At 40.3% G+C, this 20,054-nt stretch carries 14 protein-coding genes, 1 tRNA gene and 5 pseudogenes; 18 read left to right on the top strand and 2 right to left on the bottom strand.

Annotation, left to right across the window (positions count from 1 at the left end; all coding sequences use genetic code 11):
* The first annotated feature begins 82 nt into the window (after nucleotides 1–82).
* Together RB214_RS11640 and RB214_RS11635 are read left to right on the top strand one after the other, a co-directional pair.
* Nucleotides 83–1,237, top strand: a complete 1,155-nt coding sequence (locus RB214_RS11640; RefSeq protein WP_024597089.1) for a serine hydrolase — start codon at nucleotides 83–85, stop codon at nucleotides 1,235–1,237.
* The gene (locus tag RB214_RS11635; RefSeq protein ID WP_309167033.1) at nucleotides 1,234–1,737 is read left to right on the top strand and encodes a histidine phosphatase family protein; all 504 of its coding nucleotides are present in this window, start codon (nucleotides 1,234–1,236) and stop codon (nucleotides 1,735–1,737) included. Before RB214_RS11640 ends, RB214_RS11635 begins: the two co-directional genes overlap by 4 nt.
* Before the next feature lie 80 nt (nucleotides 1,738–1,817).
* On the opposite strand, the gene yhbY is transcribed toward RB214_RS11635, so the two are convergent.
* Nucleotides 1,818–2,114 (bottom strand): ribosome assembly RNA-binding protein YhbY, encoded by a 297-nt coding sequence (gene yhbY / locus RB214_RS11630; RefSeq protein ID WP_002963153.1) that lies wholly within the window; start codon nucleotides 2,112–2,114, stop codon nucleotides 1,818–1,820.
* A gap of 88 nt (nucleotides 2,115–2,202) precedes the next feature.
* On the opposite strand from yhbY, the gene rlmE reads away from it, so the two are divergent.
* The 13 genes and pseudogenes from rlmE (at nucleotide 2,203) to RB214_RS11565 (ending at nucleotide 15,332) form a co-directional block, all read left to right on the top strand.
* Nucleotides 2,203–2,832 (top strand): 23S rRNA (uridine(2552)-2'-O)-methyltransferase RlmE, encoded by a 630-nt coding sequence (rlmE, locus tag RB214_RS11625; protein WP_002963155.1) that lies wholly within the window; start codon nucleotides 2,203–2,205, stop codon nucleotides 2,830–2,832.
* A gap of 66 nt (nucleotides 2,833–2,898) precedes the next feature.
* Nucleotides 2,899–4,833 (top strand): ATP-dependent zinc metalloprotease FtsH, encoded by a 1,935-nt coding sequence (ftsH, locus tag RB214_RS11620; protein WP_138488736.1) that lies wholly within the window; start codon nucleotides 2,899–2,901, stop codon nucleotides 4,831–4,833.
* Nucleotides 4,834–4,911: 78 nt separating this feature from the next.
* Nucleotides 4,912–5,757: a dihydropteroate synthase gene (folP, locus tag RB214_RS11615; protein ID WP_309167028.1), complete on the top strand. Its 846-nt coding sequence runs from the start codon at nucleotides 4,912–4,914 to the stop codon at nucleotides 5,755–5,757.
* Nucleotides 5,757–7,106 carry a phosphoglucosamine mutase gene (gene glmM, locus RB214_RS11610; protein ID WP_309167026.1) on the top strand — a complete coding sequence of 450 codons (1,350 nt, stop codon included), beginning with the start codon at nucleotides 5,757–5,759 and terminating at the stop codon, nucleotides 7,104–7,106. The genes folP and glmM overlap by 1 nt, the downstream gene beginning before the upstream one ends.
* A 71-nt stretch (nucleotides 7,107–7,177) precedes the next feature.
* The gene (gene tpiA, locus RB214_RS11605) at nucleotides 7,178–7,927 is read left to right on the top strand and encodes a triose-phosphate isomerase (protein ID WP_309167024.1); all 750 of its coding nucleotides are present in this window, start codon (nucleotides 7,178–7,180) and stop codon (nucleotides 7,925–7,927) included.
* Nucleotide 7,928: 1 nt separating this feature from the next.
* On the top strand, nucleotides 7,929–8,282 hold the full coding sequence (gene secG, locus RB214_RS11600; protein WP_002962769.1) for a preprotein translocase subunit SecG: 354 nt from the start codon (nucleotides 7,929–7,931) through the stop codon (nucleotides 8,280–8,282).
* Nucleotides 8,283–8,362: 80 nt separating this feature from the next.
* A tRNA-Leu gene (locus tag RB214_RS11595) sits at nucleotides 8,363–8,447 on the top strand.
* A gap of 208 nt (nucleotides 8,448–8,655) precedes the next feature.
* Nucleotides 8,656–9,684, top strand: a pseudogene (locus RB214_RS11590) (methyl-accepting chemotaxis protein); the annotation flags it as partial.
* A 70-nt stretch (nucleotides 9,685–9,754) separates the two neighbouring features.
* Nucleotides 9,755–10,458, top strand: a pseudogene (locus RB214_RS11585) (transposase); the annotation flags it as partial.
* Between the two features lie 663 nt (nucleotides 10,459–11,121).
* On the top strand, nucleotides 11,122–12,645 hold the full coding sequence (gene ltrA, locus RB214_RS11580) for a group II intron reverse transcriptase/maturase (RefSeq protein ID WP_008109360.1): 1,524 nt from the start codon (nucleotides 11,122–11,124) through the stop codon (nucleotides 12,643–12,645).
* An 80-nt stretch (nucleotides 12,646–12,725) separates the two neighbouring features.
* Nucleotides 12,726–13,211: pseudogene (locus RB214_RS11575) on the top strand (IS3 family transposase); the annotation flags it as partial.
* A pseudogene (locus RB214_RS11570) lies at nucleotides 13,212–14,450 on the top strand (TonB-dependent receptor); the annotation flags it as partial.
* Nucleotides 14,451–14,543: 93 nt separating this feature from the next.
* The gene (locus RB214_RS11565) at nucleotides 14,544–15,332 is read left to right on the top strand and encodes an IS4 family transposase (protein WP_309167020.1); all 789 of its coding nucleotides are present in this window, start codon (nucleotides 14,544–14,546) and stop codon (nucleotides 15,330–15,332) included.
* On the opposite strand, the pseudogene RB214_RS11560 reads toward RB214_RS11565, so the two are convergent.
* Nucleotides 15,333–16,705: pseudogene (locus RB214_RS11560) on the bottom strand (IS4 family transposase).
* 189 nt (nucleotides 16,706–16,894) lie between these two features.
* Here RB214_RS11560 and RB214_RS11555 point away from each other — a divergent pair.
* The 3 genes from RB214_RS11555 to RB214_RS11545 all read left to right on the top strand — a co-directional run bounded on the left by RB214_RS11555 (nucleotide 16,895) and on the right by RB214_RS11545 (nucleotide 19,859).
* Nucleotides 16,895–17,257 (top strand): hypothetical protein, encoded by a 363-nt coding sequence (locus tag RB214_RS11555; protein WP_309167018.1) that lies wholly within the window; start codon nucleotides 16,895–16,897, stop codon nucleotides 17,255–17,257.
* 415 nt (nucleotides 17,258–17,672) lie between these two features.
* Entirely contained in the window at nucleotides 17,673–18,794 is a 1,122-nt protein-coding gene (locus RB214_RS11550; RefSeq protein WP_309167016.1) for a 4-phosphoerythronate dehydrogenase, read from the top strand.
* 48 nt (nucleotides 18,795–18,842) lie between these two features.
* Nucleotides 18,843–19,859: an aspartate-semialdehyde dehydrogenase gene (locus RB214_RS11545; RefSeq protein ID WP_024594855.1), complete on the top strand. Its 1,017-nt coding sequence runs from the start codon at nucleotides 18,843–18,845 to the stop codon at nucleotides 19,857–19,859.
* Nucleotides 19,860–20,054 lie beyond the last annotated feature (195 nt).

The raw sequence follows: 20,054 nt of genomic DNA, 5'->3' as shown, positions 1-20,054 counted from the left end.
ATCGTCGTATTGTACGTTAGTCCAAACAAAACTTCATGATATTATCTACATAGATGTAGTTAAAAAGATAAAATTTATAAAAATGAAGTATCTCAAATCTTTATTGTATAGCCTACCTGCTTTGTGTTTGTTGTTTAGCTCTGTGAGTTTTGCAGCAAAAGCAGATCCTGATTGGGATGCATTTGTAAAAAAGTACGGCCGTTATGCGCAAAAAAAACTGAAAAATAAAGGTATACCAGGCGCTGCACTTTCGATTGTAAGTACAAACAACTCAGACTACATCCACACCATGGGTGTAACTAAAACCCGAAATGGACAAAAAGTAAATAAGCATACCCGGTTTAGGCTCGCGTCTGTTTCTAAAACATTTGCAGGCTCGTTATCAGCTAAATTAGCCAATGAGGGTTTACTTAAATTAGATAAAGCTGTTAGCGATTACATAACTGAGTTCAAAGGGACTGTTTATCAAGATGATTTAAAGGTATTTCACCTTCTAAGTCATGCAAGTGGGTTAGTGCCTAATGCGTACGATAATTTGATAGAGTCTCGTATGGATTACCCCAGTATTGTTGAAAAATTACTTAGTGTTAAACCTATTTGCAAACCAGGCGAATGTTACGGTTATCAAAATGTTATGTTTAGCCTTATAGGTAATGTGATATTACAAAGCAGTGGTAAAAGTTACGCGCAGTGGTTACGAGAAACTATTTTTGCGCCTTTAAAAATGAGTGATGCCAGCTTAGGTTTTGAATCTATGGTTCAGGATGAAAATTACGCATTACCACACGTGCGCGGTACAAAACGTTGGTATAGCGCTAAGCTTAAAAAAAATTATTATAAAGTGGGACCTGCAGCGGGTGTAAACGCAAGTGCAAATGACATGGCCATTTGGTTAAAAGCCCAGCTAGGGCAATACCCAGATGTTTTGTCATTGGATACTCTAGCAAAGCAAACGCGTCCTTATACACATACAAAAAAAGAAATGCATCGCAGGGTGTGGAAAAAACACCTTAATGAGGCTTATTACGGACTAGGTTGGCGGGTTTATAATTACGCTGATGAAACGCTTTACTATCATAGTGGCTGGGTGCAAGGATATAGAAGCGATGTGGTTGTGTTTCCCCACTTAAATGTTGGTTTTAGCTTAATAGTTAATGCTGAAACCGGCGTAATCAATGAGCTAACGACTGAATTTATCGACAGGCTATTAGAATACAAACGAGGTAAAAAAATATGAATAATAAAATAATATTAGCAATCACTTTTTTAGTCATGTCATTCAATTGTAGTTTAGTGTTTGCAGCACCTGATGAGATATATTTGTTTCGTCATAGCGAAAAGTTAACGGGGAAAAACCCAGCGCTCTCAGAAGAGGGGAAGGCACGTGCAAATAATTTAGTTACTTTGTTTAAAGAACATCAAAATATACATCTTTTTAGCAGCAACTATAAACGCACGTTACAAACAGCGGCCCCTTTGCAGGCATATTTTAATACCGACGTAAATGTGTATAACGCAGGTGAGCTAAGTGATTTAAAAAATGAGTTACTAAAACTAAAAGGTGTAGTTGTTGTTATTGGGCACAGCAATACAACACCGCAACTAGCCGAGCTACTTTCGAATGAAAAAGTGCCAGCAATGAGTGAAACACAATTTACTCAGTACTTTATATTGAATAAGAAGCCCAGTAGTAATGGTAGTGAATATGATGTAACCCATCATAAAATGAGTTTTTGATTTAAAACGTTAAATAATAAAAAACCAGCATTAAACTGGTTTTTTCAATTTAAACGCATTAAATCCTTTAACAGGAATAATTAGTTACGCGGTAAATGTATTTTTTTCTCAACGCTTTGACGATAAAGCACAATAGTGTGACCTATCGTTTGTAGCTTAGTCGCACCAGTTTCACGTACGATTGCTTCAAAAATAAGTGCTTTTGTTTCACGATCATCAGTTGGAACTTTAACTTTGATTAATTCGTGAATTTCTAATGCACTTTGAATTTCGACTACTACGCCTTCGGTTAAACCGTTAGAACCTAGTAAAACTACAGGCTTGAGGCTATGTGCCTGACCTTTTAAAAACTGCTTTTGTTTGTTTGATAATGTCATGTTTATACAAATTTTGCTGAATATGGCTTGAATTAAGGGTATTCTAACGCCATCTAGAGAATATTACTAATTAGTTGCGTGTTAATTTATGACAAATAAAAAACAGTCAGCCAGTTCACAGCGATGGCTGAAAGAACATTTTGATGATAAATATGTTCAAGAAGCGCAAAAAAAAGGCTGGCGTTCACGAGCGGTTTTTAAATTAGATGAAGTACAAAATAGAGATAAGTTACTTCGCCCTGGTATGACCGTTGTTGATTTAGGAGCAGCTCCAGGAAGCTGGTCACAGTATTTGGCAGAAAAAGTAGGTGACAAAGGTCAAGTAATTGCCTGTGACATATTACCTATGGACTCACTTGCGGGTGTTGACTTTTTACAAGGTGACTTTCGTGAAGAAGCTGTGTTAAATGCGTTGCTAAAACGTATTGATGGTAAAAATGTTGATGTGGTACTCTCTGACATGGCACCAAATATGAGTGGTAATAACTCAGTAGATCAAGCGGGTAGTATGTATTTGGTAGAACTTGCGCTGGATATGTGTAGTCAAGTACTAAAGAAAAATGGCGCATTTATTGTTAAGGTTTTCCAAGGTGAAGGCTTTGATCAATACTTGCAAGATGTACGTAATAGTTTTAAAGCAGTGAAAATACGCAAACCTGATGCCTCACGTGCCCGTTCTCGGGAAGTATATATAGTAGCGACTGGATACAAACTGTAGTACAGTTGCTTGGCGTTTAGTTGAATTTAAATTAATTGGATACAAGAGGTTAACCCCTTGAGCGATATGGCGAAAAATTTAATACTATGGCTGGTGATTGCAGTTGTGCTGATGTCAGTCTTTCAGAGCTTTAATGGTGGCGAGCAAGTTGATCGTCAAACAAGTTACACTCAATTTGTTAAAGATGTCCGCAGTGGCTCTTTACAAGAAGTTATTATCGACCGCGGTACAGGAAATATTACTGGTACTAAGAGCAGTGGTGAGCGTTTTCAAACAACGATGCCAATGTACGATGAAGACTTAATAAATGATTTACTTAAAAATGATGTAAATGTGAAGGGGGTACAACCTGAAGAACAATCATTCTTAGCAAGTATATTTATTTCTTGGTTCCCGATGATACTGCTTATAGGTGTATGGATATTCTTCATGCGTCAAATGCAAGGCGGCGGCGGTAAAGGCGCTATGTCATTTGGTAAGAGTAAAGCCCGTTTAATGAGCGAAGATCAAATTAAAACAACGTTTGCAGATGTTGCTGGTTGTGATGAAGCGAAAGAAGATGTTACCGAATTGGTAGACTTTTTACGTGACCCTTCTAAGTTTCAAAAGCTTGGCGGTAGTATTCCTAAAGGCGTACTAATGGTTGGTCCTCCTGGTACTGGTAAAACGTTACTTGCAAAGGCTGTTGCGGGTGAAGCGAAAGTACCGTTTTTTACAATTTCTGGTTCAGATTTTGTTGAAATGTTTGTCGGTGTTGGTGCGTCACGTGTACGTGATATGTTTGAACAAGCTAAAAAAGCGGCACCTTGTATTATCTTTATAGATGAGATTGATGCGGTTGGTCGTAAACGTGGCGCAGGTATGGGCGGCGGTAACGATGAACGTGAGCAAACACTCAACCAAATGCTAGTAGAAATGGATGGTTTTGGTGGTAACGAAGGTATTATCGTTATTGCGGCAACTAACCGACCAGATGTTCTAGACCCTGCATTACTTCGTCCAGGTCGTTTTGACCGTCAAGTAGAAGTAGGTTTACCTGATATACGTGGTCGTGAGCAAATACTTAAAGTACACATGCGTAAAGTGCCATTAGGCGATAACGTAGAAGCGGCTCTTATAGCACGTGGAACACCAGGTTTTTCTGGCGCTGATTTAGCGAACTTAGTAAACGAAGCTGCACTTTATGCTGCACGTGGTAATAAACGTGTTGTAAGTATGGCTGAATTTGACGCTGCTAAAGATAAAATCATGATGGGCGCAGAGCGCAAAACCATGGTGATGAGCGAGCAAGAAAAAGAAATGACAGCATATCACGAAGCAGGCCACGCAATTGTGGGCCGTATGGTTCCTGAACATGATCCAGTTTACAAAGTATCTATTATTCCACGTGGCCGTGCGCTAGGTGTAACAATGTACTTGCCTGAACAAGACCGTGTTAGTCATTCAAAAGAACTTTTAGAATCAATGATTTCAAGCCTTTATGGTGGCCGTATTGCTGAAGCGCTTATTTATGGTGCTGACAAAGTAACAACGGGTGCAAGTAACGATATTGAGCGCGCAACTGATATTGCACGTAAAATGGTTACACATTGGGGTTTAAGTGAAAAGCTAGGTCCATTGCTTTACGCTGAAGATCAAAACGAGATGTATATGGGTGGTGGCGGAAGCCGTGCATCTAGTATGTCGGATGATACTGCTAAAGTAATTGATGCTGAAGTACGCTTGTTTTCAGATCGTAACTACCAAAGAGCAGAAGAAATATTAAAAGAAAATATTGATATTCTTCACTCAATGAAAGACGCGTTAATGAAATACGAAACAATCGACGCTAAGCAAATTGATGATTTAATGGCACGCCAACCAGTGCGTGAGCCGCGCGATGCTCATGACCGCCATGAAGCTAAGCCGGTAAAAGAGCAAGAGCCAGTGCTTGATGAAAGTCAAAAAGCGGATGATTCATCGAAAAAAGATGAAACAAACCTTGATGATAAAGCTGAATAATCGTTAAAATAGTAATGAAAGCCCCGAATTTCGGGGCTTTTTTGTATCAGCTATTTAGAAAAAGAATAAAGGTTGGCAATGACTAATATATTAAAGCTTCCCAGAGGACGTACGCTCAATATTGAAAAGCCTGTTATTATGGGAATATTGAATGTAACGCCAGACTCATTTTCTGACGGCGGGCAGTTTATAGACCCCAAAATAGCGCTAAAGCGCGCAATGCAATTATTAGATGACGGTGCGCAAATTTTAGATATAGGGGGAGAATCTACCCGCCCCGGCGCGCCAGATGTGAGTTTAAAAGATGAACTTGCCCGAGTAATTCCTGCTATTAAAGCGATACGTGAGTACAGTGATTGCGTTATTTCAATTGATACTAGTAAAGCGCAAGTTATGGAGCAAGCAATACTCGCTGGGGCAGATATAGTCAATGATGTAAGAGCTCTACAAGAAATAAACGCCTTAGAAACGCTTGCGCAGTATGAAGATGTAGCAATTTGTTTAATGCATATGCAAGGGCAACCCCGCAGCATGCAGTGCGCACCTCATTACGACAATCTGTTTGCAGATATAAATATGTTTTTTAGTGAACGTATTAAAGCATGTGAAACAGCAGGGATTAAGTTTGAGCGACTTATTCTAGACCCTGGTTTTGGATTTGGAAAAACACTTAGCCATAACTATCAAATATTGGCTAAGTTTGATGATTTTAACAAGTTAGGTTTGCCATTATTGGCCGGATTATCTCGTAAGTCGATGATAGGTAATCTATTAAATAGAGAAACAAATGAGCGATTAGCGGGCAGCTTAGCGGGTGCGTTAATCGCGGTGCAAAATGGCGCAAAAATTATTCGTGTACATGACGTTAAAGAAACCGCAGACGTACTTGGTGTATATCAAGCCTGCGAGAAAGGAATTGCATAATGAAAGAAAGAAAATATTTTGGTACTGATGGCGTACGTGGTCTAGTAGGAACGCCACCTATTAACCCTGAGTTTGCAATGAAGTTGGGTTGGGCTGCAGGGCGCGTATTATCTCAAAGTGGTACTAAAAAAGTCATTATAGGTAAAGATACGCGTATTTCGGGCTATATGCTTGAAACCGCACTTGAGGCTGGTTTAATTGCCGCTGGTATTGATGTTGTATTACTGGGTCCAATGCCGACACCTGCAGTTGCGTATTTAGCGCAAACATTTCGTGCTGAGGCAGGTATTGTAATTAGTGCCTCACATAATCCGTATTACGATAACGGTATTAAGTTTTTCAATGGTCAAGGCTTAAAGCTTGATGATGCAGTAGAGCTTCAAATTGAAGCGATGCTTGATGAGCAAATGACATGTGTTGCTTCAGATAAATTAGGCAAAGCTTCGCGTTTAGTTAGTGCAGACGGCCGTTATATAGAGTTTTGTAAGAGCCAGTTCCCCCAAGGGTTATCTTTAGAAGGGCTTAAAATTGTTGTCGATTGCGCAAATGGCGCTACATACCATATAGCTCCTTCTGTCATGCGCGAACTTGGCGCTGAAGTTATAACACATGCATGCGAGCCTAATGGCGTTAATATAAATCATGAATGTGGCGCTACTCATGTAGATACCCTTAAACGCAAAGTGCTTGAATTTAAAGCTGACGTAGGTATTGCATACGATGGGGATGGCGATCGTGTAATGATGGTTGATCATAATGGTCGTGTATTTGATGGTGACGATTTAGTTTATATTATTGCTTGCCAAGCTGCCGAAGATGATATGTTGGGTGGAGGTGTAGTTGGCACTGTAATGTCTAACATGGGTCTTGAAAATGCTTTAAAAGCAAAAGGTATCGAGTTTGCTCGCAGTAAAGTGGGTGACCGCTATGTAATGGAATTACTACAGCAAAAAGGCTGGAAAATTGGCGGTGAAAGCTCAGGCCATGTATTAAATTTAGATTTAATTAGCACGGGTGATGGCATTATATCAAGTTTGCAAGTACTTGCAGCTATGGTTGCACAAAACCGTACACTACAAGATTTGGGTGCTGGTTTTACTAAATATCCAATGAAAATGATTAACGTGCGCTATACCGCTGGAACAGATCCGACAAAAGCGCCAGAGGTACTTTCAGCTGTAGCAGAAGTTGAGCTTGCTTTAGGCGACAAAGGCCGAGTTTTACTGCGCAAATCAGGCACAGAACCTGTTGTTCGTGTTATGGTTGAAGCCGAGCAAGAAAAAATTGTAATAGACAGCGCTCAAAAAATTGCAGCTGTTGTAGAATCTATGAGCAAACAGACTGATTAATAACAATAACCTCTTGTAACTTTGGGCGAGAAAAGTTAATATCTCGCCCGCTTTCTAATGTGGAGTGGAAAATGGCAATACGCAAGGCGATGGTCGCAGGCAACTGGAAAATGAATGGTTCGTTAGAGCTAGTTAAACAAATGTCTGATGCTATTAACGATGTAAAATCACAAGAGATGGACATTGTTTTATTTCCTCCATTCCCACTTGTACCTGCGATGATAGCTAGTGGTGTTTCTACAGGTGCTCAAACTGTTTCTGAAAATACACCTGGTGCGTTTACCGGTGAAGTAGACGGACAGCTTCTAAAAGACTTAGGTGCAACTTACGTACTCGTTGGTCACTCTGAACGCCGCAGTATTTATAACGAAAGTAATGCAACAGTCGCTGAAAAGTTTGCTAGAGCACAGCAAGTTGGGTTAACACCAATATTATGTGTAGGCGAGAGCGAAAGTGAGCAAGAAAACGGTCAAACCGAACAAGTAGTTGCTGCACAAATTGATGCAGTAATAGAGAAATTAGGTGTAGCAGCACTGAAAGATTCTGTGATAGCATACGAGCCCGTTTGGGCCATAGGCACAGGTAAGACTGCATCGCCAGAGCAGGCACAAACTGTTCATAAATTTATCCGTGACAAAATTGCATCACTTGATAGCAATTTAGCACAAGGGCTTTCCATCTTATATGGTGGTAGCGTTAATGAAAAAAATAGCGAATTATTATTTGCACAAACAGATATAGATGGCGGCTTAATTGGCGGCGCAAGTCTAAAAGCAGAATCTTTTACTGCAATCTGTAACAGTGCAAAAGGGACTGTATAAGATGTACGAAATTTTATTAGTAGTTTATTTAGTTGTGGCTTTGGCTCTAGTTGGAATGGTTTTAATTCAACAAGGTAAAGGCGCAGATATGGGTTCTTCATTTGGCGCTGGTGCATCAGGCACAGTTTTTGGTTCGTCAGGTGCAGGTAACTTTATGACAAAAACAACCACAAGCTTAGCAACGGTATTTTTTGTATTAAGCATTGTGTTAGGTAACCTAACTGCAGGTCAAATTAAAAAGACTGACGAATGGGAAAACCTAGAAGCAGCTCCTGCAGTGGAAACTGTAGTTCCTGTTGAAGAAGATGTTCCGGTAACATCTACTAAAGAGCAAAGCTCTGACGTACCGAACTAATTTAGCGTAATGTTATCGTTAAACGATTTATACTCCTCAAATAAATCATATGTTTAACAAATAAGCGAGAGCTTAAAAATGCGGATGTGGTGGAATTGGTAGACACGCCACCTTGAGGGGGTGGTGCTTTCGGGCATGGGGGTTCAAGTCCCCCCATCCGCACCAAATTTAGAAACCAGTAACAGAAATGTTACTGGTTTTTTTGTGCCTGCAATTTAAATTGAATGTTATTTGTACTTTCTTTTTTAAAGGGCAATTAGTTATGTAGAATTTTGAATTATTTGTAAAAAAAACTAGAAATATTACAAATTTAGTTAACACTTATGAGTAATAAGCCGATAATAGATTTAGACAATAAAATAAGCTATTCACAATGGCTTCAGGCTTCTCTTTTCAAAATCTCAGCATAAGTAAAAAAATACATGCGATTACGAGTATTGCTGTCGTTGCATTTTTAGTGATTGTTCTGATCAACTATTTTGCTATGAATGATAATAGAATTGCACTTGATGAAATGGAAAAATCATCCTACAAAGTTGTTAAGTTAACATCAGCTAATGTTGGTATTTTAGAGAAGCTGGACGAACTTTACACCCAAGCCGTACATTTGGTGAGCAAGATTTAGTCGAGAAAGCATCTGACACATACAAGCAACTTGAATTGAATATTATTGCGATAGAAAAAATAAATGCCTCTTACATTCACAGTGACACTAAAGAGCAGCTCGCAAATTACGAAAAAATATCAGCGACTATCGCAAATGGCATGGTAAATGGAACAGCAGATTTTAGTAAAATTCAACAACAAGCACAGAGGAAAACAGCGCTTTATAACGATGTCCTAGAAAAGTTTAAGGCAGCACAAGTCAAAGCTGACGATCGTTTTTTTTGAACTTGTTGCAAGCACAAAGGACCGCTCTGATTACGCCCTTACGTTAATGTTAGTTGTTTCTATTGTATCGCTTATTTTATTGCTCTTTATGGCTATTTGGATAGCTAAGCGAATTGCTTCTTCGGCAAGTGATGCGGCAAATAATTTAAGCTTATTAGCAAGCGGTAAAGGCTCGCTAAGCACTAAATTGACAGTTAACTCTGAAGATTAAATAGGTCAAGTATCTATAAACTTCAACTCTTTTATTGGCATATTGAAAAAAACGGTGTTAGAAATTATCGCGGTTTGCGAACCGTTAATGGAAAACTCTACTCGCTTAGTGCAGGGGATGGAACAAGCGGAGCGTGCAACGACTAAACAAACCACTGATGCTGAGATTGTAAAGCAATCAATGGAAGAGATGAAACAGAGTGTAGGAGATATCTCTCAATCAGCTGCAAGTGCTTCTCATGCAGCGCAAACGGCTGAGAAAGAAGTTGAGCAAAGTAGAACTCAAGTACAAATTGTAGTGGTAAAGTAATTTTGGCCACCCATTAAGAAAGAAATGTTATGCTGATAAGCATACAAATTTGGGTGAAAAAATGACGAAATTAAAACGTGCAACGTATTCTGCAGCAATCAAATTAGAAACAGCTCAGCTTGTAGTTGACCAAAGTTATACTCAAGAAGAAGCAGCCAAAGCGATGGGTGTGGGTAAATCAACCGTTAGTAAGTGGGTTACTCAATTAAAGCAAGAGCGTAATGGCCAGCCACCATCGGCTTCGCCAATGACGCCCGAACAAATTGAAATCCGCGAACTTAAAAAGCAAATCCAACGCATCGAATTAGAAAAGGATATATTAAAAAAGGCTACCGCTCTCTTGATGTCCGACTCCCTGAACAATTCTCGTTAATTGAGAAACTAAATCAACGAAAGCGTTACCCAATTAGCGTGCTGTGTAACGTATTCAATGTGCATCGTAGCAGTTATAAATATTGGGCTATAAGGGATACAACGCCGACACCAGAACAAATAAGGCTAGAGGCTGAAGTTAGAGCAATACATGCAATGAGCGGCGGCTCAGCTGGGGCGCGGACAATCGCGGCAATAGCAACGAACAATGATTTTGAATTGAGTCGTTATCGTGCTGCTAAGCTAATGGTTAAATTAAAGCTTGAAAGCTGCCAAGTACCTCAACATTCATATAAACGCGGCGGTAATGAGCACCTTGAAATTCCAAATCTGCTTGATAGACAATTTGATGTTGTTGAGCCAGATACCGTGTGGTGCGGTGATGTGACGTATAGTGTGCCCGGAGTTCAGCACTAGCAAGGAATGCTTTAATGAACCACGAGTCTATCTGAAATACATGAGCAATACGGTAGGAGCCAAATTGTTTATGGCACTATCTGGTTGTGCAGATAGTTGAGTCTGAGCGGCAGTGACTTATCGTATGCTGATAAGGTGATGGAACTCGCTGACAACGGGGAGTGAGGCGAATTCGTTACGCCAAGATGCTCTTCTAGACTAAGTATTGGACGGATGAAGTACATGAACCGATTAACCCGCATCTATGGGCTGAAACGTCGCCATTGCCTACACGAATTAACAGGCAATATGATGCTGCAATAATACTAAATGTATGAGTATTATTGCCGACTTGATAAATCACACGTAGGTATTTATCAATGGATAAACGCTAAATCACAATTCAGCGTTTAAGTATTATCACCTTACAGCACGATAAGGTTAAAGACTGCGATCGGCATCCACCCCAATATGTTCGAGTTCAGATAGGTAAACCGGGGAAGGTTTGTTTGAATGCTAAGGGAGCACGACCCCGATGACAAACAAGCTGGCGGAGCGTTCGTAGTAGTCTGAGATGGGGAAAGCCCATTACATGGCGAAGGGGCGCAGTTTAATTGATTTGCGCAAGCAAATTACCTGACCTTAATGAGGTGAAGACCTGTGATAATCAGCGAACTGCAACGTAAATTAGCAACATGGACAGCAACAGATAAAGCGCGTCGCGTTAATCGATTACTGCGCCTTATCAGTCACCCACAATGGCTTTGCCAAGCGGCTGAAGTAACGCTTTCTTCAAAAGGTGCCAAAACACCTGGCGTTGATGGAATAACTAAAATTCACTTACAGGATAAGCTGACTGATTACTTAGATGGGATCAGAAATGATTTACTCTCGGGTAATTATCAACCAATGCCTGCCAGACGAATTTATATTCCTAAAGCGAATGGAAAGCAACGCCCTTTAGGCATACCCACCTTAAGAGACAGAATAGTGCAACGTGCCATGCTCATGGCAATGGAGCCGATATGGGAAAATGATTTTCATTCACTATCCTATGGTTTTAGACCTGAACGCAGTGTCCATCACGCCATTAGAACTGTTAAGTTACAAATGACAGGCTCAAGTGAACCACGTGGGCGCTGGGTAATTGAAGGGGATTTATCAAGTTATTTTGATACAGTCCACCATCAATTACTGATGACATGTGTGCGTAAGCGTATCAATTGTCGACGATTTAATGAATTGCTCTGGCGGTTCATCAAAGCAGGACATATTGAACGTAATCTATTCTGTGCAACAAGCGAAGGCGTACCACAAGGTGGTGTCATTTCTCCATTATTGTCAAATATCATGCTCAACGAATTTGATCAGTATTTGGATAAATGCTACTTGAGCAAGAAAGCACGTAAAGATCGCTGGTACTGGAATCGTACAATCCAAGATAAGCGTACCATTGCACTAGAGGAAAATAGACAATGGAAACCTGGGGTTGCTTATTGTCGTTATGCCGATGACTTTCTTGTGATTGTCAAAGGTAACAAACAACAAGCAGAAGCCATTCGTGATCAGTGTCGAAATTTTCTTGAAGGTAAACTTAAACTCACACTTAACATGGAGAAAACCCATATTACGCATGTGAATGATGGATTTATCTTCCTTGGTCATAGGATCATAAGGAAACGTGGTCCTAAAGGGAATATGCGTGTGGTGTCTGGTATTCCACATGGTAAGGCTAAAGCATTTTCTCATTCCTTGAGCCAAGCTTTATCCAGTGATCACAGTTGTAGCAAGATAGACAAAGTTGAACAACTCAGCCGCAAGCTTAAAGGCTGGGCGCAATTTTATCGTCATACTGATTATACCGCTAAAGTTTACAGTAAAATTGATCGTATAGTTTTCTGGAAATTAGCAAAATGGCTAGCGCGGAAATATCGTTGCTCCGTTAAGTCATTAATGATGAAGTGGATAAAACGACCGACGCCAAATCAGGCCAAGACTTGGGTATTATTTGGTAAAAGCAATCGAGGTAATTTATGTAGCGCTTCACTATATCGACTGGTGAGCAGTCCTAAGTTGCCCTTCCGTTGGCGATTACCTGAATCAAACCCTTATCTTAGAGATGAAATGAGAAATACTGTCACATCTCGCTACAGCGATGTTGTAATGGCTGTAAGCCACAATTAAGCGGAGAGCTGTATGCGCTGAAAGGTGCACGTACGGTTCGGAGAGGAGAGGCAGAAAAATAGTTCGACTACGTTCTGCCTCTTACTCTACTTTGGGTAGGTAATCGCTGGGCTTGTTTAGCCGTTATTATTGATTTATTTGCACGTAAAGTAGTTGGCTGGGCCATGTCGTTGTCGCCAGATACTAATTTAACGCTAAAAGCGCTTGAACTCGCGTATGAAAGCAGAGGAAAACCGACAGGACTGATGTTTCATTCAGACCAGGGTAGTCACTATACCAGTTTAAAATATCGTCAACGTTTATGGCGCTATAAAATCAAACAAAGTATGAGTAGGCGTGGAAACTGTTGGGATAATGCACCAATGGAGCGATTTTTTAGAAGCTTTAAAACGGAATGGATGCCAAAGGTTGGATATGGAAATTTTATAGATGCTAAATATAGCGTTAGTGATTATATCAACGGATATTACAACAGCGTTAGGCCGCATCATTATAATGCCGGTTTAGCGCCAAATGAATCTGAGGTTAGATATCAAGATTCTAAAACTGTGGCCAAATTTTATTGACCACTACACCCTGATGATTTAGGTACAACCGTTGCAGGTATTGAATCAACTTCTTACTCAGGGTGGGGCACATCGTTCTCGGCTGATTGGGCAATTAACGATACTTATACTACTAAGTTTATCTCAAGCTACCGTACATCTGAGTATGAAGGTGGCCTAGATGACGATGCATCACCTTTAAACTTATCTGAGTTTCCAGAAGAGGGCGGAGCTGATCAGCACTCGTTTGAAATTCAACTAAATGCAACATTTGATAATATGGACTTTGTGTCAGGCCTTTACTTTTTTAATGAAGATGGCTTTACACGTTCAGGCCCATTTGTATTCAGCCCATTTAATACACCCAATGCCTTATTGAATGACGGAGTAACAGAATCATTTGGTGGTTACGGCGATTTTGAAATTAACCAAGAAACTAATTCTTACGCAGCCTACTTTAATGCAAGCTATGATTTAACTGACGATTTAACCGTTGGTGGTGGTCTTCGTTATTCAAAAGATGAAAAAGATGCAAATGCTATATTCCCATCATTTCCTACTCGTAAGTATGTAAGTGCAGATTTTGATGCAGTTACCTGGGATGTAAATGCATCTTATCAGCTTAGTAATAATATGAATGTGTATGGCCAAATTCAAAAAGGCTACCAAACAGGTGGTTTTCCACCGCGCCCATTTGGTGGGCCAGACCAGTTTGTATCATTTGACGAAACGAAAGCGGTTAACTATGAAATGGGTCTAAAAGGCCAAGTACACGAAAATGTATCTATGATGCTTGCGGTATTTGTGACTGATTACACTGATTTAGCATTACCGTTTTCAGACCCAACAGCAGGTGGCGGTTTCGTAACAATTGTAGAAAATGCGGGTTAGTCTAAAGCACAAGGTATTGAGCTTGAAACAACCGTCGCTATTACTGATGACTTTACTATTCGCAGTGCAGTTGGTTATTTAGATTCTGAAATAACAGAAGTGGCTGAGGGTGTACAAGGTATAGGTAAAGGCGATTCACCAGCACTTACACCACGCTGGACTGTCATGGTTGCACCTTCTTACTTTATGGATTTAGAGAGCGGCGCAACACTTGCATTTAATGCTAACTATTCGTACCGAAGCGACATGCAAGGGCAATCAGTTTATAACCAAAGTGAGACAATAGATTCACGTGAACTAGTTGGTTTTAATATTTCCTACACTAATCCATATGGCGATATGGAAGTTACACTGTATGGTGAAAACCTAAAGTATCCCCAGAATTAGCCTTTACATATCAATGAACTAACAGTATTAAAAAATGTGGGTAGTGAGGGAACATTCATGGTGTTTTGTGATCTTATGAATCGCTTAAAAACAACAGAACTAAACACCATGAATGCGTCTACTATTTTGCACAATATGCTCCGCGCTGTCACCCCTAACTCTATTCATAAAGCCAGATTTAATACTCTAGTCGCTGCCGTTAAATCTCTTTTGCACTGTCAGCAATGCACCTTGACGTCTATCGGCCGCAATTTGGATTCAAAAACAACTGAAAAACATGATATTAAACGTATTGACCGACTACTCAGTAACAATGAGCTTTTGCGTGAATCGATATCGGTTTATGTTCGCTTAAGCCGCTTTGTGGTCACTGAAAAGCATCCCGTCATTTTGGTCGATTGGAGCCATGCTGATACACAAACCAAATACTGTATTCTGCGTGCCAGCATTGTCAGTGAAGGTCGCTCTTTAACCCTGTATCAGGAAAGTGCATTCAGCTTTCAATATCATTGCCCAAAAGTGCAAAAACGGTTTTTAAAGATGCTCAAACTGATCTTGCCGAGTGATTGCCGCCCCGTGATTGTGACGGATGCGGGCTTTAAAGTCCCCTGGCTCAAAGCCGTGCGGAACAATGGCTGGCATTATATTAGTCGGGTTCGTGGTACGGCACATTTGAAAACGCAGGACAGCGATGAGTTTATTCCATGCCAGTCACTATTCAAGAACAATCAGCGTAAGAGCCAGTATCTTGGCGCGACCGAGCTGACCAAAAGTGCAAAATATCAAACTCATGCAGTGTTGGTTGGCAAGGGACATAAGTTATTAAAAAGAGATAAAAAACGCGGTTATAAGGCTGTCTCTTGATCACAAGTCTGACTCAAGAGATTTTGCTAAATCGTAGCCTTCCAGGATGGCTTGTAACTTAAGCCATCCTTTCCATAACACTTTCACAGATGCACGCCCTGTGCGCTTGGTATCTTTCCAGCCTCCTAACTTTGCCAGTTCCTGATACGCCCATGACATATTTGGAGCAGTTTCAGGCAATGGTGTTTTTATTCTCTTTAACCACAATAACTTCCATGCTTTGGGAGATAACAGTTGTTCACAACTTGGAGAATCAGGCTGCTCATTGGTGAACTTTAGTTGCAATATTCGCGTCGCAATAAAGCCATTAATCGTCACCAATCTTTCCATGTTATCTTGGCTTTGAAGGCGTAAACTTTCGATATCCGTACCATCACTTTTCCAGACTTTATGGTATTCCTCTACAAGCCAACGGTGCTCATAGTAGGTGATGATAGCTAAGGCGTCTTCTTTGCTGGTGACTGGTTCACTGGTTAATAGGTGCCAGCTTAAGCCATTCTTAGCGTTTCCTCGCTCTGTACAGCCGACATAGTAAACTGGGAGGGAGTGTCCTTTCTTATTGTAAGGCGCTTTGAGTGTCACTGGCGCATAGGTGATATCCAGTGTTGCGCTTCGGGCTTTTCTTCCTCCTTTTTGTGCAATGTGATGTGTTTGGTGCCTGCACTCATCAGCTCGCTTGCAAACGCATAGAGCTTATCCTCACCTTCTTCAATATGACGACTTTGCATCGAGCGTACGACGAATCGTTGCTGCTCGGTCAGTTTATACTGCAAGTATTCGTAGATGTCCGCTTCGCGGTCACACACCGATATCACGTTCGCCATTTGTCCTTGCAGCCGCTCTGCCATCGCTCGTGACGCTGACTCCCACTTGTAACTTTCTTTTTCTTCGTAAGAAGTCGTCGCGTGTTTTTCTCTTTTTCCAATCGTGTTGATATCACGACTCCAGCGAGACTGTTCAATTAATCCCACAACTTGCTTTGTGTCTGGCGCAAACAGTAATACGCTATGAGCTAACAAGCCTCGTTGTTTTGCTCCTCGTCCGACATGACCCAAATCATCTCGAATGGAGGAATGCTTATAAATTAGTGTGGTCGTGTCTTCTAATGCGAGCAATAAGTTATGACTTTTTGCTTGTTCAACCGTGGCTTTAAAGCCTGACTCTGCTATAGCCGTTGCGTCAATATTCTCGTTGCGAATAAAGCGGTAGGCACCTTCCATATCGGCGGGGGATTGAGTGATGTTCACAAGTGGTTTTCCTGGTTCATTTGCAAGCGTTGATGCTAACTTTACCAGACGCGCTGTTCTTCTTGGATCACCTAAGTCCGATTTACCGAATTGTTGTTTTGCCCAATGAGTATGTTCGTTAATCATAATGTGCCCTCAAACAAGATTTGAAGATCTGATCATGACATTGAGATTTAGTTCAAAAAAATCCCCGCTAATTTCTTAGCAGGGATTTGTGTATAAGAGACAGGTTATAAGGAGCCTTGGCTACTCGTTTCTTCTCTTCCAAAAAGACACCACTTTCTCGAAAAGGTGCTCAAGCTATATGGAATGAGAATGCAGATAGAGGCAGGGTTTCGAGACCAAAAAAGTGTTAGGTTCGGCTTAGGCTCAGATCTGCACAGAACGAACAAACTCTATCGATTAGACATACTTTTACTGCTCGCAACATTGGCTCATTGGTTCTCAATGATGCTGGGTGCTGTGATAGACAAAGCAGGAAAGACAGGGGCTTTTCAAGCTAACTCAAGCAAAAACAGGCGAGTAGTGTCATGGGCATTTGTTGGGTTGCGATACTTCAAAAAACAGTCCATTAAGCTGCGGCGGCGAGATTACTTGGAAGGGCTAGCCTATTTCGTACAGGTGGTAGTGCAACTCGATTGGAAAAATATGGATGTGAGTGATGTGATTGAAATTTAATAATTATTTTTGGGGATCCCTTAGGGTGAAAACGTTCTAAACGAAGTTTACGATGTTGGTCGTCTACAACAATCAGGTTTTGTTGGCGTAATGCGTAGTAATGATCGAAGTGAATTTGGTTTGAAATTCAAAAAAGACTTTGAGCTATAAACTAAAATCAAGTAAATAAAATATAATGTAATTGAAGTTTATTTTGCATAATAAAGGCCGAATCATGCTGTGATTCGGCCTTTGTGTATTCAATAGTAAGGTTATTATTTGCATCGTTTAAATTCCTAATTTTAATTGCTGATTTAAAACAATCCACATCCCCATTTTTGAGTGTTTGTATTAACTAAAATACGCCTTTTTAGTTTGTGTAAAGGCTAGGTTGTTCGCTACAATGGCGCCTCTTAATTGCCAAACGGACTCTGTAATGAAAATTCTTGCCGATCAAAATATGCCTTTAGTTGAGCAGTACTTTGCAGACTTTGGTGAGGTTGAGCGTTTTGATGGTCGTAAATTAACGCCTGAACAATTAATAGATGTAGATGTTCTTCTTACTCGTTCGGTGACAAATGTTAATCATGAACTTTTGGTACAAGCTAACAAGTTGAGCTTTGTAGGTACTGCCACAATCGGCATTGACCATATTGATACGCAATTACTGCATGATAGAAATATTGCTTTTACAAGTGCACCTGGTTGTAATGCTGTTGCTGTAGCTGAATATGTAATTAGTAGCTTATTTGCATTAAGCCAAGAAAATGCGCGTCCATTGTGTGGTCAAACAATTGGTATTGTAGGGATGGGCAACATTGGTACATGTTTGGCGCAAAAATTAAAAGCATTAAACGTAGTTGTACTGCTGTGCGATCCGATTAAGCACGAACAAGACTTATTACAAGAGCATGTAGCGCTTGATGAGTTATTAGCGCAGTCAGATGTTGTTACTTTTCACGTTCCCCTTGTTAAAAGTGGCGAGCATAAAACACTGCACATGATGGGTAAAGAGCGTTTAAAGGCACTTAAGCCAGGAACCACGCTAATTAATGCAAGCCGTGGCGATGTAATTGATAACCAAGCATTACTTGAGGTAATGGAAGCTGGGGCTGATTTAGATTTAGTACTTGATGTATGGGAGAAAGAACCCAATATTTTAACTGAATTACTAGAGCATGTTCGTTACGCTAGTGTGCACATTGCAGGGCATACACTTGAGGGGAAAGCTCGTGGTACACAAATGTTGTATCAAAAACTGTGTCAGCTCAAAGGTGTTGAGGCGATTAAATCGTTGGATGATTTTTTACCAACACCAGCCATTACAAATGCAACTGTTACGCAAAGCCTTAATGAGCAAGATATTGCCCGTTTAGTGCATTTAATTTATGACGTTCGCCGCGATGACGGAATATTACTTCGTCGTCTAGAGAGCGACGGCTTTGATAGTTTACGTAAAAACTATCCTATAAGGCGAGAATTTAGCACTTTATTTCTACAAGGTGATAGCCCACAACTAGCAGCACTTGGCCAGCTTGGCTTTAGCATAGCTGAATAATTATTTAACTAACGATGTTGTTTTAATGTCGTTTATAGAGGAAGAAATATGTCGCAAAAATATAACGTTGCCGTACTTGGCGCTACTGGTTTAGTAGGCCGTCAAATCATTGAAACGCTAGCAGATCGTAAGTTTCCTGTTGATCAGCTTTTTTTACTTGCTAGCAGCCGCAGCGCAGGTGAAGATATAAAGTTTCGTGGTGAGACCATTGAAGTACTTGACGTTGAAGGCTTTGACTTTAGCCAAGCGCATATAGGTTTGTTTTCTGCTGGTGGCAGTGTATCTGAAAAATATGCTCCTATTGCTGCTGAAGCCGGCTGTATTGTAATCGATAATACATCGCACTTTAGAAATGATTTTGAAATACCACTCGTGGTGCCAGAAGTTAATGCTTCAAGCCTAGCTGATTTTAGAAATCGTAATATTATTGCTAACCCTAACTGTTCAACTATTCAGATGATGTTAGCACTTAAACCAATTTATGATGCTTACGGAATAGACCGTATTAATGTATCTACTTACCAAGCTGTATCGGGTGCAGGTAAAGACGCGGTTGATGAACTTGCAAAGCAAACAGCTAATTTGATGAATGCACGCCCTATGGATAATAAAGTATTTCCAAAGCAAATTGCATTTAACGTTATTCCTCAAATTGATAGCTTTGAAGATAATGGCTATACGCGCGAAGAAATGAAAATGGTAAACGAGACTCATAAAATTTTGGGTGATACCACTATTGCAGTGAACCCAACGTGTGTACGTGTTCCCGTATTTTTTGGGCACTCAGAATCAATTAATATTGAAACGCGCATGCCTTATGACTTTGAACACGTTAAACAACTTTTAAAAGACGCGCCTGGTGTCGAGCTAATTGATGATGAAGGTGACTACCCAACAGCAGTGTCTGACGCTAGTGGTAACGATACTGTGTATATAGGTCGATTACGTGCTGATATTTCTCATCCTCATGGACTAAACATGTGGGTTGTAAGTGACAACACTCGTAAAGGTGCTGCAACTAATAGCATTCAAATTGCAGAAGAGCTTATTGCCAATTACATGTAATAGTTAATTGCGCTAAACATGCTTTTGAAGCGGTAAACAGTAGTTGTTTGCCGCTTTTTGTTTATATGGCTTGTCAAATTTTTGCCGTTTAATTTTAAAAATACAAAAACTGATTGATAACACTCAATAAATTAATATTTATGAAGATGTTTTAAGGCATTTATTTTCAAGGTGTTGCGATGGATATTACGCTCT

This window comes from Pseudoalteromonas sp. HL-AS1, assembly GCF_031198785.1.
Lineage (GTDB): Bacteria > Pseudomonadota > Gammaproteobacteria > Enterobacterales > Alteromonadaceae > Pseudoalteromonas > Pseudoalteromonas distincta.
The sequence above is the reverse complement of the archived record's forward strand: the minus strand, read 5'-3'. Positions and strand labels throughout refer to the sequence as shown.